Annotated in this window: 10 protein-coding genes and 1 pseudogene; 6 read left to right on the top strand and 5 right to left on the bottom strand. The window is 71.6% G+C overall.

Annotated features, from left to right (window positions below):
• Positions 1–53: 53 nt before the first annotated feature.
• From glgX to ACWD4J_RS23180, 3 genes are all read left to right on the top strand, one after another.
• Positions 54–2,165, top strand: coding sequence for a glycogen debranching protein GlgX (glgX, locus tag ACWD4J_RS23190; RefSeq protein ID WP_451397322.1), 2,112 nt, complete (start codon positions 54–56; stop codon positions 2,163–2,165).
• A 90-nt stretch (positions 2,166–2,255) separates the two neighbouring features.
• Positions 2,256–4,709 (top strand): malto-oligosyltrehalose synthase, encoded by a 2,454-nt coding sequence (treY, locus tag ACWD4J_RS23185; protein WP_451397321.1) that lies wholly within the window; start codon positions 2,256–2,258, stop codon positions 4,707–4,709.
• Positions 4,710–5,064: 355 nt separating this feature from the next.
• On the top strand, positions 5,065–6,315 hold the full coding sequence (locus ACWD4J_RS23180) for a M14 family zinc carboxypeptidase (protein ID WP_451397320.1): 1,251 nt from the start codon (positions 5,065–5,067) through the stop codon (positions 6,313–6,315).
• Positions 6,316–6,344: 29 nt separating this feature from the next.
• Here ACWD4J_RS23180 and ACWD4J_RS23175 read toward each other — a convergent pair whose 3' ends face one another.
• Positions 6,345–6,896 (bottom strand): FHA domain-containing protein, encoded by a 552-nt coding sequence (locus tag ACWD4J_RS23175; RefSeq protein ID WP_451397319.1) that lies wholly within the window; start codon positions 6,894–6,896, stop codon positions 6,345–6,347.
• A gap of 180 nt (positions 6,897–7,076) precedes the next feature.
• Between ACWD4J_RS23175 and treZ the strand changes: the two genes are divergently transcribed.
• Positions 7,077–8,858 carry a malto-oligosyltrehalose trehalohydrolase gene (treZ, locus tag ACWD4J_RS23170; protein WP_451397318.1) on the top strand — a complete coding sequence of 594 codons (1,782 nt, stop codon included), beginning with the start codon at positions 7,077–7,079 and terminating at the stop codon, positions 8,856–8,858.
• A gap of 22 nt (positions 8,859–8,880) precedes the next feature.
• On the opposite strand, the gene ACWD4J_RS23165 is transcribed toward treZ, so the two are convergent.
• From ACWD4J_RS23165 to ACWD4J_RS23155, 3 genes and pseudogenes are all read right to left on the bottom strand, one after another.
• On the bottom strand, positions 8,881–9,801 hold the full coding sequence (locus tag ACWD4J_RS23165) for a phosphotransferase family protein (protein WP_451397317.1): 921 nt from the start codon (positions 9,799–9,801) through the stop codon (positions 8,881–8,883).
• A gap of 109 nt (positions 9,802–9,910) precedes the next feature.
• Complete coding sequence (locus ACWD4J_RS23160; RefSeq protein WP_451397337.1) at positions 9,911–11,035, bottom strand: M24 family metallopeptidase; 1,125 nt, start codon at positions 11,033–11,035, stop codon at positions 9,911–9,913.
• A gap of 190 nt (positions 11,036–11,225) precedes the next feature.
• Positions 11,226–11,510: pseudogene (locus tag ACWD4J_RS23155) on the bottom strand (LysE family translocator); the annotation flags it as partial.
• A 164-nt stretch (positions 11,511–11,674) separates the two neighbouring features.
• Between ACWD4J_RS23155 and ACWD4J_RS23150 the strand changes: the two are divergent.
• Both ACWD4J_RS23150 and ACWD4J_RS23145 read left to right on the top strand, forming a co-directional pair.
• Positions 11,675–12,160 carry a cation:proton antiporter regulatory subunit gene (locus ACWD4J_RS23150; protein ID WP_451397316.1) on the top strand — a complete coding sequence of 162 codons (486 nt, stop codon included), beginning with the start codon at positions 11,675–11,677 and terminating at the stop codon, positions 12,158–12,160.
• A gap of 4 nt (positions 12,161–12,164) precedes the next feature.
• Positions 12,165–13,517, top strand: a complete 1,353-nt coding sequence (locus ACWD4J_RS23145) for a cation:proton antiporter (RefSeq protein WP_451397315.1) — start codon at positions 12,165–12,167, stop codon at positions 13,515–13,517.
• A gap of 63 nt (positions 13,518–13,580) precedes the next feature.
• Here the strand turns inward: ACWD4J_RS23145 and ACWD4J_RS23140 are convergent, their stop codons facing one another.
• Positions 13,581–15,791, bottom strand: a complete 2,211-nt coding sequence (locus tag ACWD4J_RS23140; protein WP_451397314.1) for a terpene synthase family protein — start codon at positions 15,789–15,791, stop codon at positions 13,581–13,583.
• Positions 15,792–15,897 lie beyond the last annotated feature (106 nt).

Here is a 15,897-nt window from a genome sequence, read left to right as displayed (position 1 = left end):
CTCGGAGCCGAGTGGCCCCCCGTATCCGGGCCGGAACTGGAAGAGTCGTATCCATGCAGGTCTGGCCTGGACAGGCGTACCCCCTCGGCGCCACGTACGACGGCGCCGGTACGAACTTCGCGGTCTTCTCCGAGGCCGCGCACAGGATCGAGCTGTGTCTGCTGCACGACGACGGCTCGGAGACGGCCGTCGAGCTGCGCGAGAGCGATGCCTTCGTGCGGCACGCGTATCTGCCCGGGATCATGCCGGGGCAGCGCTACGGCTTCCGGGTGCACGGGCCGTACGCGCCGGAACGCGGACAGCGCTGCAACTCGGCGAAGCTGCTCCTCGACCCGTACGCGCGTGCGATGAGCGGCCGTATCGAGTGGGGCGAGGAGGTCTACGGCTACCACTTCGGCGAGCCTCATAAGCGCAACGACCTGGACTCGGCGCCGCACACGATGGCATCCGTGGTGGTCAATCCCTACTTCGACTGGGGCGACGACCGGCTGCCGCGCACCGACTACCACCGCACGGTGATCTACGAGGCCCATGTGAAGGGCCTGACCATGCAGCACCCGGCGCTGCCCGACGAGCTGCGCGGCACCTACGCGGCCCTGGCACATCCGGCGATCCTTGAACACCTGACCGAGCTGGGCGTGACGGCGCTCGAGCTGATGCCGGTCCACCAGTTCGTGAACGATCACCGCCTGGTGGAGATGGGCCTGAACAACTACTGGGGCTACAACACCATCGGCTTCTTCGCGCCGCACAACGCCTACGCCTCGTGGGGCGACCGCGGTCAGCAGGTGCTGGAGTTCAAGTCGGCGGTGCGGGCCCTGCACAAGGCCGGTATCGAGGTCATCCTGGATGTCGTCTACAACCACACGGCCGAGGGCAACCACCTGGGACCGACGCTCTCTTTCCGGGGCCTGGACAACGCGTCGTACTACCGCCTGGCGGACGATCCCCTCTATTACATGGACACGACGGGGACCGGGAACTCGCTGCTGATGCGCTCGCCGCACGTGCTGCAGCTGATCATGGACTCGTTGCGGTACTGGGTCACCGAGATGCACGTGGACGGCTTCCGGTTCGATCTCGCGGCGACGCTGGCGAGGCAGTTCCACGAGGTGGACCGGCTGTCGTCGTTCTTCGACCTCGTGCAGCAGGACCCGGTGGTCTCGCAGGTGAAGCTGATCGCGGAGCCCTGGGACGTCGGCGAGGGCGGCTACCAGGTGGGGAACTTCCCGCCGCTGTGGACCGAGTGGAACGGCAAGTACCGCGACACGGTCCGCGACCTGTGGCGAGGGGAGCCGCGGACGCTCGCCGAGTTCGCGTCGCGGCTGACCGGCTCGTCGGACCTCTACCAGGACGACGGGCGCCGGCCGCTCGCCTCGATCAACTTCGTGACCTGCCACGACGGCTTCACGATGCACGATCTGGTGTCGTACAACGAGAAGCACAACCAGGCCAACGGCGAGGACAACCGCGACGGCGAGAGCCACAACCGGTCCTGGAACTGCGGCGCGGAGGGCGAGACCGACGACCCCGAGGTGCTGGAGTTGCGCCTGCGCCAGATGCGCAACTTCATCGCGACGCTGATGCTCTCGCAGGGCGTGCCGATGCTCAGCCACGGCGACGAGTTCGCCCGCACGCAGCGCGGCAACAACAACGCGTACTGCCAGGACAGCGAGCTGTCCTGGGTGCACTGGCCGGAGGACGGCGAGGGCGAGCTGCTGGCCTTCACGCGCGCGATGGTGTGGTTGCGGCGCGACCACCCGGTCTTCCGCCGCCGCCGGTTCTTCCACGGGCGGCCCGTCCAGGGCACGCACGACGAGCTGTCCGACATCGCCTGGTTCACGCCCGAGGGCGAGGAGATGAAGCAGCGCGACTGGAGCGCGTCCCAGGCCCGGGCCCTCACGGTGTTCCTCAACGGCAACGCGATCTCCGAGCCCGGCCCGCGCGGCGAACGCATCGCGGACGACTCGTTCCTGCTGATGGTCAACGCATCCCCCGAGGAGCTGGAGTTCGTGGTGCCCGTCAACCACGGGCGGCAGTGGGAGGTCGTCGTGGACACGGCACAGGCGGACGGGGTGCCGCCGGGGACGGGCGTGAAGGTGCAGGCGGGCGACCGGCTGACGCTGGTGGATCGAAGCCTTGTGGTTCTGCAGCGGCCTGCGTAGGCGGTCCTCGGCCCGAGCGCGGGGGCGCACTCGGGCGCACCTGCCCGGCGGCATGACACGAATGCCCGCCGCGCGGGTACGTACGTTCCCATGACGCCTCAGCCGATCCCAGCGCCGCCCACCGCCACGTACCGGCTCCAGCTCCAGCCCGCATTCCCGTTCGCCGCGGCCGAGGCGGCCGTGCCGTATCTCGCCGCGCTCGGCGTCTCGCACCTGCACCTGTCGCCTGTCCTCGAGGCCGTCCCCGGCTCGCTGCACGGCTACGACGTCGTGGACCACGCGCGCGTGCGCGACGAGCTGGGCGGCGAGGAGGGGCTGCGGGCGCTGGCGCGCACCGCGCGGGAGCACGGGCTCGGGCTGATCGCGGACATCGTGCCGAACCACATGGCAGCGGTACCGCGCTTCAACCGCGCCCTGTGGGAGGTGCTGCGCGACGGCCCCCAGTCGCCGTACGCGCGCTGGTTCGACATCGACTGGAACGCGCCCGGCGGCCAGGTGCTGATGCCGGTCCTTGGGCACCGGATCGGCGAGGAGTGGGACCGGCTGATCGTCGACGGCGACGTGTTGCGCTACCACGAGCACACGTTCCCGCTGCGCGAGGGCACCGAGAAGCTGCCGCTGCCGCAGCTCCTCGACGCGCAGTGGTACCGGCTCGGCTGGTGGCGGCTGGCCCGCACCGAGCTCAACTACCGCCGATTCTTCACCATTTCGGAGCTCATCGGGGTGCGAGTGGAGGACCCGGAGGTGTTCGCCGCCACGCACGGCAAGATCCTCCAACTGCTGCACGAGGGCGTCCTCGAGGGCCTGCGCATCGACCATCCGGACGGGCTCTCCGACCCCGGCGCGTACCTCCAGAGGCTGCACGAGGCGACCGGCGGACGCTGGACGGTCGTGGAGAAGATCCTCACGGACGGCGAGCAGCTGCCCGCCGCCTGGCCCGTGGCCGGCACCACCGGCTATGACGCCCTGCGGCACATCGACGGCCTGTTCACGGATCCCGCGGGCGCGGGTGAACTGCTCGGCCAGTACCGGCGCTTCGCCGCCCCGCCGGCCGACCAGGGCGGCGACTGGGCGGCGACGGTACGCCGCGCCGCGTACAAGGTGGTCACCCGCGAGCTGGCCACCGAGATCGACCGCCTCACGCGCGCGGGGAGCCTCATCTGTGCCGCCGACCCCGCCCTGCGCGACCACGCGCCCTGGACGCTGCGCACCGCGATCCGCGAACTGCTCGTCCGCCTGCGCGTCTACCGGCCGTACGTCAACGGGGGCAGCGAGTTCGTCCTGACCGAGGAGGCCGCCGAGGAGGCGAAGGCGGTCTTCGCGGTACGCGAGGAGGCGGGGGCCGTCGACGTCGTCCGGAACCTGGTGATCGGCCGGCTCGGCCACGGCCCCGACCAGGTCGCGTTCGCCACGCGGTTCGGGCAGATCGCGTCGGCGCTGCACGCCAAGTCGGTCGAGGACACGGCGTTCTACCGCTATGTGCCGCTGATGTCGGCGACCGAGGTGGGCGGGAATCCCGGCAGTCCCGCCGTGACACCCGAGGTCTTCCACGCGTACTGCGCGCGCGTGCAGCGCGACTGGCCGCTCACCGGGACGGCGCTGTCGACGCACGACACGAAGCGCAGCGCCGACGTACGGGCCGGTATCGCCGTGCTCACCGAGTGCCCGGACCGGTGGGCGGACCTGCTGGCCGAGGTGACCGAGCAGACCACGCGCGGGGACGCGCCGGCCGCGCCCGACCTCCAGATGGCCTGGGCGGCCTGGCAGACGGCGGTCGGCTTCGGGCGGGGCTTCCCGGAGGACCCGTCCGGTGGGCACGGAGACCGGCTGCGGGAGGCGATGCTCAAGCACGTGCGCGAGGCGGGCCTGCACACGAGCTGGACCGAGCAGGACCCGGCGTACGAGGAGGCGGTGGCGCGGTTCGTCGAGGCCGGGCCGTGCGGGCCGCCGCTGCACGCGGTCGAGGAGTTCGCGGGCGCGCTCCGTCCCCACCTGCGCGCCAACGTCCTCGGGGCGGCGCTGCTGCAGCTGACGATGCCCGGGGTGCCCGACGTGTACCAGGGCACGGAGAGCGAGTACCGGGCGCTGGTGGATCCGGACAACCGGCGGCCGCCGCTGTTCCGTCCCGAGCTGCTGCGGCGCCTGGACGCGCGGAACGGCGGCACAGAGTCCTCGGGTGCACTGGAGGATCTCTCCGCCGAGAAGCTGGCCCTCACCGCGGCCGCACTGCGGCTGCGCAGGCGTCGCCCGGAGCTCTTCGGCGACGCGGCTGCGTACGAGCCGCTGGACGCCCAGGGTCCCGGTGCCCCGCACTGCGTGGCGTTCGTACGGTCCGGCGAGGTGATCCCTGCCGTGACGCGGCTGTCGCTTCGGCTTGCCGATGCCGGCGGCTGGCGGGACACGCAGTTGCCGCTGCCGGAGGGAGAGTGGTCCGATCTGCTGTCCCCGGGGCGGAGCTTCGCGGGGCACGCGCGCGTGGCGGAGCTGTTCACGGACCGGCCGGTGGCTCTTCTGGTGCGGGCCGAGACCGGAACGGGACTGTAGTTGCCCGACCGATACCGATTGCGGCGCAATATTGACAGGCGCTCCACAGCGTGGGGTACTGCGGATGCGCACAACGGGGGCGCGACGACCGGCGGAGGGGGTCCCTTCGCCCGGCGGTTGTTCGGCAAGGCCAGCGGGAGGAGCCGGGGTTGCGTGAGCGGCAGACGCCCTCGTAGGGCCCGGTCAGCGGGGATGCCGTCCGGACCGGTCGCACAGGGCCGGACGCAGGAAGGCGGCGGCAGTCCGCCTCATCCGTCCATGCGCCGACGAAACGGCCACCAGCGTGTCCACCACCGCTCCGGACGCGCGCCGGGCGCGCGTCCTCACGCCCATGGCTGCTCGGCGAGGAGGAGCGGTGACCCACCCGATAGACCAGCGCTATCCCAGCGTGAAGGAACTCACCTGGGCTGCCGGAGAGTTGTCGGCTCACCGGCCTGATCTGTGTGTGCTGCGGCAGATCGGCACCTCACGCGCGGGAAGACCGCTGCACCTGCTGTCCGTCGGCCGGTCGTCCCGCGCGGTCCTCGTGGTCGCCGGCGCCCACGCCAACGAGCCGGCGGGCGGTTCGACGCTGCTGCACCTCGCCGAACGGGCCCTGCAGGACAGGGCGTTGCGCACCGATGCCTCCTGGCACTTCCTGCTGTGCGCCGATCCGGACGGCGCGAGCCTCCACCGCACTCCGGCGCCCCGCTCGCTGCTGGACTACCATCGGGGCTTCTTCCGTCCCGCGGGCCCCGAACAGCCCGAGTGGTCGCCGTCCGTGCTGCCTCCCGACCGGCTGCCGCCCGAGACGCTGGCCCTCACCGGCGTCATCGACGAGCTGCGGCCCTACCTCCAGGTGTCGCTGCACGGGACGGATCTGGGCGGCACCTGGGTGCAGCTGACGAAGGACATCCCCGGGCTCGCCGAGCCGTTCGCCAAGTCGGCGGCGGAGTTGCACATTCCGGTCGAGACGGGGGCATCCGACGCCGCAGGCTGGCCGGCCTCCGGCCCCGGGGTCCATGTGATGCCGGCCGCGGACTCGGACGCGGCGTTCCCGAGCCTGCCCGACGACGCACGGCACAGCACCTGGCACCACGCCCACCGCTACGGCGGGCTGACGGCGATCGTCGAGGTGCCGATGTGGGCGAGCGATCTGGTCGGCGACCCGGCACCGCATCCCGCACCGGCCGAGGCCATGCGGCAGCTGTCCCGGCGGCTGCGCCGGGACACACTCCTGGTGGAGGAGGTCCTCGAGGACGCGAGGCCACGCCTGGCCGGGTCCGACAGTCCCCTGCTGCGCGCCGCGGGCTGGGCGCTCGAGCTGGTTCCCGGGCTCGCCGATGACTGGGGCCGGCCGCCGCCCCCGGACGCCACGAGGGCGTACATCAGCAGCATCGACGCGTTCGGCCGCCGGCTGCCGCTGCGCGCCGCCGCGATGCTGCTCCGGGTTCTGCGGGAGAGCGGCGACCGTGCGGCGCCGCGGCTCGACGCGCTCGTGAGGCAGTGGTGTGCCGCGTTCGTGGACCGGTTCGGGGCGCGCTGGGTGCCGATGGACCATCAGGTCGAGCACCAGTCCCGTACGGTGGTGGAGGCGATGCGGCAGGCGCTCGCGGTCACCGGCTGACCGCAGCAGGAGTCGGGGAGCCGAGCGGCTCAGCCGGCCGACAGACGGAACGACATCTGGCCGAAGCTCACTTGGTCGCCGTCCTGGACGACGACAGCGCCGATCACGCGCCGTCCGTTCACCGAGGTGCCGTTGGTCGAGCCCAGGTCGCGCAGCACCCAGGTGCCGCCCTGGCGGCTGAGTTCGGCATGCACCCGGGACACCGTCTCGTGGCTGAGCCGCAGCCCGTTCGCCGGGTCCCGGCCGATACGCAGCGGGTAAGGGTTGCCCGGCGCGGGCAGCAGGAGCTTCGGCAGGCGCTCGGCCTGCCAGGCCCTGCGCAGCCGCACGGTGAAGCCGGAGACGGCGCCGACCGCGTCGAACACCCAGCGCGACCAGCGTCCTTCGGTGTGCAGATCGGCTGTGAGGACCGCGAGTTCGTCGGGCCTGCGGGCGGCCAGTACGAGCTCCATGCGCCGTACGAACGTGTCGTGCGACAGCCGGCCCAGGGCCACGCCGTTCCTGAGCACCTTCAGTGCCCTGTCGCGTTCGGCGTCGGAGAGCCGAGCGGGATACGTGTTGAACTCGGAAGACGGCGTCACGCTCGTGATTGTCGAGCAGCACCGGACAGGGTGTCCAGGAAACGCCGGACTTCCCGGGCCTGAGCCCATGCCCCGCCCTGACCAGGCACGACAACCGGCATGTCCGGCGAATGAGGACTCAAGCCGGCATACGGCGATTTCGGAAGCACATCGATCCCCTGTGCAGCACCATGGACACCGATGCCACAGCCGGGAGACGAGGGGATACCGTCCGTGCAGCAGTTCGAGGTGTGGGCACCGCAGGCCGACCGGGTGACGCTCCATCTGGAGGGCGCCACACACACGATGGAACGCGATCCGGACCGCACGGGGTGGTGGACGAGCGACGCGGAGGCCGAGGACGGCGCGCGCTACGGCTACTCGCTCGACCACGGCCCGGTGCTCCCCGACCCGCGCTCACGGCGCCAGCCGGACGGCCCCGACGGGCTCAGCGCCGTCGTGGACCACGGCCGGTACCTATGGCGCACGGAGTGGACCGGGCGCGGCCTGCCGGACGCGGTGCTGTACGAGCTGCATGTGGGGACGTACACGCGCGAGGGCACACTCGATGCGGCGGCCGACCGCCTCGGCCACCTGGTGGAGCTCGGCGTCACGCATGTGGAGCTCATGCCGCTGTGCCCGTTCCCGGGACGGCACGGCTGGGGGTACGAGGGGGTCTCGCTGTGGGCCGTGCACGAGCCCTACGGCGGCCCGGAGGCGCTGAAGCGCTTTGTCGACAGAGCGCATGAGCACGGTCTTGGTGTCGTACTCGACGTCGTGCACAACCACCTCGGCCCGTCGGGCAACCATCTCCCGCAGTTCGGGCCGTACTTCACGGACGCGTACCACACGCCGTGGGGCGTCGCCGTCAACCTCGACGGCGCCGGTTCGGACGAGGTGCGCGCGTATCTCATCGGCAGTGCGCTGGTCTGGCTGCGCGACTACCGGATCGACGGGCTGCGGCTCGACGCGGTGCACGAACTGCACGACAAGCGCGCGATCCACTTCCTGGAGGAGCTGTCCACCGCGGTCGACGGGCTCGCCGACGAGCTCGGCCGGCCGCTGTTCCTGATCGCCGAGTCGGACCTCTGCGACCCGCGCCTGATCACACCGCGCCCGGAGGGCGGCCTGGGGCTGCACGCGCAGTGGAACGACGACTTCCACCACGCGCTGCACACCGCGCTCAGCGGCGAATCTCAGGGCTACTACGCGGACTTCGCCCAGGCACCGCTCGCCGCGCTCGCCAAGACGCTGACCGGCGGATTCTTCCACAACGGCACGTACTCGAGCTTCCGCGGCCGCCACCACGGCCGCCCGCTCGACCTCACACGCATCTCCGCGCACCGCCTCCTCGGCTACTCGCAGACCCACGACCAGGTCGGCAACCGCGCCCAGGGCGACCGGCTCGCCGCGTCCCTCTCCCCCGGTCTGCTCGCCTGCGCGGCGGTCCTCACGCTGACCGGGCCGTTCACGCCGATGCTCTTCATGGGCGAGGAGTGGGCCGCGAGCACGCCCTGGCAGTTCTTCACGGACCACACCGACCCGGCCCTCGCGGAGGCGGTCCGCCGGGGCCGGCGGCGGGAGTTCGCGGCCCACGGCTGGGCGGAGGAGGACATCCCGGATCCCCAGGACCCGGCGACCCGGGACCGCTCGTGCCTCGACTGGTCGGAGCGGGAACGCGAGCCCCACGCGCGCGTGCTCGCCTGGTACCGGGAGCTGATCGCCCTGCGGCACGGGCTTCCGGACCTCTCCGATCCGGACCTGGCGGCCGTGCGGGTCGCGTATGACGAGCAGGCGCGTTGGTTCGCCTTCCGGCGCGGTGAAGTCCGGGTGGCCGTGAACCTCTCCAAGGAGCCGGTCGCAGTCCCGCTGGATGCGGCCCACGCGCGCGTGCTGGCCGAGTGGGAACCGGTCGGGCAGCCGGACGCCGAGGGGACGCTCGTCGTCCCGGGCGAGTCGTGCGCGGTACTGGTGCAGGGCTGACCGAGGCCTCCGGCCCCGCTGGTCAGAGGCCCTGGTCCGGCACATCCGTGAGACGTTCGAGGAGGATCGCCTCCCAGGCGCGCCGCTGCTGCGCGCGCAGCGGCGGCAGCGGGCCCTCGTCCGGGCCGTGGAGCCGGCCCGCGAGCCGGATGACGGTGTCGCAGCGGGCCAGCCACAGACCGCGCAGGCACACCCGGGCCTCGTACCCCGCAAGGGTCGCGGCCCGGACCGCGGCAGGAGCGCCCACGGCGACGGCGAGGCCGGCGATGTCCTCGGCAGGGTCGCCGATCACCGCGTGGGCCCAGTCGAGGACGCCGCACACCCGTCCGTCCGCGGTCACCCTGAGGTGCTCGCCCGTGAGGCCGTGGTGGACGACGACACCGGTGCCGGGCAGCGGAGCGAGCTGCTGCATGGCGCGGGGCGTCAGCCGGTCGAGCCCAACGGGGTCGAACTCACCGTCCGCGGCGAGTCGTTCAGCGGCCCGCGCCGCCTGCGCCCGCAGCTTCTCGAGCGACCGCGGCCCCGTCACTCGTACGCCGAGTGCCGCGGCCGCGTGCACGGGCACCGAGCGCAGCCCGGACAGCAGCCCCGCGAGGTCCGCCTCACCCGCCGGGGAGACGCCGCGCCCTTCCGCGAAGGCGCCCGGCAGCCGGGTGTCCAGCGTGAAGGCGAGCCCGCTCGCCCACTCACCGGCCGCGTAGCTGGCCGGTACGGGGACGCCGACGTGGGGGCGTACGAGGTCGCGGAGCCGGACCTCGCGCCGCTGGCGGGCGGAGGCGGCGGGGTCGGGGGCGAGCCGCAGCACATGGCGCTTGCCGATCCACCAGTGCTCGCCGCCCTCGTCGACGGGGCGCACGTCGAGGCCGTCGGCGACGTCGGCCGCATCGCCCAGGGCGGTGCGGACGAGTCCCCGAACGGTGTCCGCTGTCGGTGGCCGGTGCATCCTCGCCGTCGCTCCCAGTCCACGATCTCCACGTTCGCCGGTTACCCGACCTCCACGATGTCCGGCCGGCACTCGTCCCGCGCCGCCGGGTCTCGCCCGCAGTCGGTCGCTAGTGGACGATCGCCATCTCCCGTGCCGTGGTGTTGAGCCGTCGCCCGCCGTCCTCGGTGACGGTCACGATGTCCTCGATACGCACCCCGAAACGCCCCGGCAGATAGATGCCGGGCTCCACGGAGAAGCACATCCCCGGCACCAGCGTCCGCTGTTCCCCCTCGATCATGTAGGGCGGCTCATGGGTGGTGACGCCGATGCCGTGGCCGGTGCGGTGGATGAAGAACTCGCCGTACCCGGCCTCGGTGATGTACGCGCGGGCGACCCGGTCGACGTCCTGGCAGGCGATACCGGGCCGCACGGCCTTGACGGCCTCCTCCTGGGCGGCGCGGACCACGTCGTGGACGCGCTGCTCCTCGGCGCTCGGCTCTCCGACGTGCACGGTGCGGGAGGTGTCCGAGCCGTAGCCGTGCATCAGGCCGCCGAAGTCCAGGACGACCATGTCGCCGTGCCCGATGACCCGGTCGCCCGCCTCGTGGTGCGGATTCGCGCCGTTGGGTCCCGAGCCGACGACGGTGAAGTCGACCTGCTCGTGCCCGCACTGCCGCAGCAGATGCGCGAGATCCGCAGCGACGTCCGCCTCCCGGCGGCCCTCGAACTGGACCCTCTTGATCTCCTCGTACGTCATGTCGGCGGCCGCCCCCGCGGCCGTGAGACGTTCGAGTTCCGCGGCGTCCTTCACGGCCCGCAGCATCGGCAGGGCGTCGGTGAGCGAGACGTACGAGGTGCTCGGCAACTCCTTCTGGAGTCCGAGCAGATGCAGCGCCCAGGTGCTGTCGCTGATGCCGAACCGGCCGGAGGCGTCCAGGAACGGTGCGGTCGCCGCATAGGGGTCCTTGCCGTCGGTCCAGTCGTGCAGGGTCAGCGCGGGCGCGCCCGCCGCCTCTGCCGCGTCCGGCGCCTCGAGCGTCGGTACGACGAGAACGGGGTCCTGCCCGGCGGCGAGCACCAGCAGGGTGAGCCGCTCGGTCGTCGCGGGCGGCCGGTAGCCGGTGAGCCACACGAGGTCGGGGCCGGGCGCGACGAGGACGCCGGCCAGACCCGCATCCGCCGCCGCCTGTGCGGCGCGGTCCATACGGGCCTTGTAGTCGTCGGCGGTGAAGGGCGCGGGCATGCCGGACATCTGGACCTCCAGGTCTCCATGGCTCACGCGTCCACGGACCTACGGTTTCGAGGGTGCGAGGGGTGCGAGGGTTCGCGGGTCTACGGCTCCAACGGTCTCTCTACGGGTCTACGGGCAGCATCCTGCCCGCCCGTCCCGGTCCGCGCGAGCGGGCATGCACGGCTTCAGCCCTCGAGGCCCAACCGGATCCCGGCAGATGAGGCGCGCCAGCCGGCACGAACTGCGGCAGGAAGGACATCGCGAAGATCGCGGCTTTGGGGTTGGCGAGGTTGAGCAGCAGCCCGTCCCGGTAGGAGGCCCGGCCGGACTTCCGCGTGCCCTGCCAGCCGTCGTCCGCGGCCCCGGCTCCCTTGTGGCGGCGTGCGTTCCGCAGCGTCTGAACGCCGAAGACCACGAGGACGACGGCACCCACGATCCGCATGATGTCGTACGCGATCTGGGAGGCGGCCGGCAGCGCGGTCAGCCCGAACGCCGCGGGTGACACGGACAAAGCAGCAGATGACGGACGTGAACGGACCCCGCCGACCAAGGGTGAATCACGATCGAGTAAAAAAGATGCCAAATACAAAGACTTGGTAAAGCGCCCTGCAGGGGATCACGCCGCATCAGACAGGGACACATCAGACAGGGGAGACCACCGTGCCCGCACCGCGCCTGCGCCAGACACCGCTGCCCGGCATCGGCGTCCGATACGACCTCACCACCCGAGAACAGGACCGCCTCTCGGTGATCGCGCACCGTGACGGCGGCCGCACGCTCAGCGCATACCGCTCGGACGACCCCGACGCCTGTGCCCTCTCACTCCGGCTGACGGCCGGAGAATCGGCATACCTCGTCGATGCGCTGACACCGGAGCACCACAGCCCGAACCTCCTCCACACCACCGATCTGGGGCTGGTCGCCGAACGCATCGGGCTGTCCCCCACCTCGTACTGGAACGGGCGACTGCTCGGCGACACCCGGATGCGTACCGATACGGGCGCCTCGATCGTGGCGGTGCTACGGCGCGCGGAGGCCTTCCCCTCGCCCGCCCCGGACTTCCGGCTGGCCGGCGGGGACACGCTGATCGTCATCGGTACCCGCGAGGGCGTCGAGGCGGCCGCGGACATCCTGGGACGGGCGTGATTGCGTGCACTCCGCTGTCTTCCTCATCGAGTTCGGCGCGATCATCCTCGGCCTCGGACTGCTCGGACGGTTCGCCGCCCGTTTCCGGTTCTCGCCGATTCCGCTCTATCTGCTGGCCGGGCTGGCGTTCGGGGAGGGCGGGCTGCTGCCCCTCGGCGCGAGCGAGGAGTTCGTCGCCATCGGTGCTGAGATCGGCGTCATCCTGCTGCTGCTGATGCTGGGCCTGGAGTACACGGCGAGCGATCTGGTCAGCAATCTCAAGACCCAGTACCCGGCCGGACTCGTCGACTGCGCCCTCAACGCGCTGCCCGGCGCCGCCGTCGCGCTGCTGCTCGGCTGGGGTCCGGTGGCCGCCGTCGTCCTGGCCGGCGTCACCTGGATCTCGTCGTCGGGTGTCATCGCCAAGGTCCTCGGCGATCTCGGCCGGCTCGGCAACCGCGAGACGCCCGTCATCCTGAGCATCCTGGTCCTCGAGGACCTGGCCATGGCCGTGTACCTGCCGATCATCACCGCGCTGCTGGCCGGTGCGGGCTGGGCCGCGGGCGGCGCCACGCTCGCCATCGCGCTGGGCGTGGCCGGGCTCGTACTGATGGTCGCCGTGCGCTACGGCCGGCACATCTCGCGGTTCGTCTCCAACGACGACCCCGAGAAGCTGCTGCTGGTCGTCCTGGGACTGACCCTGCTGGTCGCGGGCATCGCGCAGCAGCTCCAGGTCTCCGCGGCGGTGGGCGCGTTCCTCGTGGGCATCGCACTGTCCGGGGAGGCCGCCGACGGCGCGCACACACTGCTCAGCCCGCTGCGGGACCTGTTCGCCGCGGTGTTCTTCGTGTTCTTCGGCCTGCACACCGATCCCGCCAGCATTCCGCCCGTTCTGCTGCCCGCACTCGCGCTGGCCGTCGTCACCGCGCTGACGAAGATCGCCACCGGATACTGGGCTGCCCGGCGGGCCGGGATCTCCGTCAAGGGCCGCTGGCGGGCGGGCGGTGCGCTGGTCGCGCGCGGCGAGTTCTCCATCGTCATCGCGGGTCTGGCCGTCAGCGCCGGAATCGAACCCTCGCTCGGCCCGCTGGCCACCGCGTACGTGCTGATCCTCGTCGTACTGGGGCCGCTCACCGCACGGTTCACCGAGCCGGTGGCCATGGCGCTGGGGGCCCGGCGCCGCAAGGCCGGCGGGCGGGCGCAGGCGGACCGGTCGACGGACACGCCCGCGCCCGCGTCGGCGCCGGAACCGGCATCGGGGCCCGCCCGGGCTTCGACTCAGGCCCCGGCTTCGGCTCAGGCCTCGGCCACGGACGACTCGGTCACGCCTCTCGACGAGGACAGCGACAGCGATGAGGCGGCCGTTCACCGTCCGTGACATGCCCTACTGACCACTGACCACTCACCACCGCCCGCTGCCCGCTGCCCGCAGGCGGTCCGGTCACAGCACTGCGGAGGCCGAGGTCCCGGCTCCCCGTCCGGTCCAGGCGAAGGGGAGCCGGGGCGGCCGCGGCACGGGCACGGCCGGGCGCCTCGCCGCGGCCCCATGGGAGAGGTGCTCCTCCCGGTAGCGGCCGCACTCCTGATGCCAGGTCAGGATGCCCGCCATCCAGTTCTCGAGCTCCGTCACATACCCGCCGAGAACCGCCCGCTCGTCATCGGCGAGGCCGAAGTCGTCGTAGAGAACGGGAAGTTCCTGCGCGGCGACGTGCTGGAACTGGCGCAGGCGGCCGTTCATCAGATCGTGGACGATGGCGACGGCGGTCGCGTAGTCGCAGCCGAAGAAGTTCTGCACGACCAGGACGCCGTTGTGGACGTCGCCTTCGAACTCGATCTCCTTCTGGTACGAGAAGAGGTCGTTGAGCAGCGCGGCGTAGTCCACGGCGGCGTTCACCAGGGAGCACAGCGGCCCGCTGCCGCAAATCTTGGGCGGGATCCGCCTCGCGCCGGAGATCCGGGACAGGCTCATCGTCATGTCGGCGCCGAAGGTGGCCCGGCGCATCTCGATGTAGTCGACCGGGTCGGGGATGCGGTGCTGCACCTGGTTGGCGAGCTCCCAGTGGAAGCCATGGAGAAGGGTCTCGACGGACTCGCGGAACACGGCGCGCGCGTCCGGGGCCATCGGTCCCGCCGTACGCGTCCACAGATCGGCGAGGCCCCGCTCGACGGCGTTCGCCGGCACGCCGCCGTTCGTCATGTCGAGCGGCATCAGCGTCTTCAGCCGTTCGGTGCACACCCGCGCCCCGACGACATCGCGCGCGCCGCCGTAGACGCCTGTGTAGAGGTCGTCGGCATACGTGCCCCAGGCCAGCCAGGACGAGTCGACGTCGAGGTCGTGGGGTGTGGCGTCCGGATGGAGCCCCGCGGCGCACAGTGCGAAGTCGAAGCGGTGCAGGGCCTGTTCGTCCCAGAGCCCCTCGCCCAGCATGCCCATGCTGCGGGTCCAGTCCACGAGGTTCTCGCGGGCGACCTGCAGGTGCGGGCTGAGGGTGGTGCGGTACGGCAGTTCCAGCTCGGGGACCAGCGATGCCCCGACCCGCTGGTACGGGACATGCGTGTAGCTGCGCACCCGGTTCGCGCCCGCTGCCGAGAGGAGCGCCCCGGCACCGGCTGCCGACGTCCCGAGCCCCACGGGCCCGCCGAGCACCGGACGCCCGCTCAGGGCGCCCTCGTTCATATAGCGGCTGGAGCGCAAGTGCCACTCGTGCCCACCGGACTGCCAGTCCTGCAGACCCTTCACGTACGCGGCCACGGCCGCGCACTCCTCGGAGGTGAGCCCCTTCTCGGCACACAGCGCGGGAAGCTCGGTCAGCGCCGTCGTCTCGAACTGCTGCAGCCGTGACGTGATCAGGTCGCCCACGGTGTCCGCGGCCTCCTGCGTCGAACAGCCGAGGAAGGTCTCCAGGACCAGCACGCCATTGCTGAGCTCGCCCTCCTCCTCGATCTCACGCTGGTACGAGAAGAGGTCGTTGCGCAGATGCACGCCGTCCGAGAAGGTGTCGCACAGCACGCGCAGCGGCCGGGTGCCCGCGACGGGCGCGGGGATCTCGGCCGTCGCGTACTCCACGAGACCCGACGACCACGGTGCGCCGCCCACCTTGCGGCGCATCTCGATGTACTCGACGGGGTTGGCGATCCGCCCCTCGTGGATGTTGGACAGCTCCCACAGGGACTCGCCCAGCAGGTTCTCGGTCGACTGCGCGAACCGTCTGCGCCACTCGGGGGACATTACGGGCACCGTGCGCGCCCAGAGATCCGCGAGGCCGGCCTCGACCGGGTTCCGCGGCTCCGGCACGGGCGTCGACAGGTCCATGGGCATGAACAGCGGCAGCCTGTCCAGGTATGCCTTGCCACCGTCCCGGTCCTGGCTGCGTTTGAACGTCTCCAGGAAGTGGTCGTCGAAGAAGAACACCCATACGTACCAGTCGGTGATCAGCGACAGCGCCGGGCCGTCGCAGTCGGGGTGGGTGTAGGCGCACAGCAGCGCGTAGTCGTGCGCGTCGAGGTCGCGCTCCTCCCAGATGCCGGATCCCTCCAGCATGGACATCTCGCGCGCCCACCGCTTGGAGTGCGCCCGCGCCTCCTCGACATGGGGATTCAGCCGCGCGGGATACGGCATGTAGAACTGCGGCAGATCGAACGGCTGGCTCATGGCCGGGCAATACCCGTGCCCCGAAAGGCACATCCGCGCAGCCGGAGATGATCGCACCATCGCGTGAACGGACGAGTGCGGGCACAGCGTACGGGGAAGAGCGCGC

This window comes from Streptomyces sp. NPDC002577, assembly GCF_053594815.1.
The sequence above is the reverse complement of the archived record's forward strand: the minus strand, read 5'-3'. Positions and strand labels throughout refer to the sequence as shown.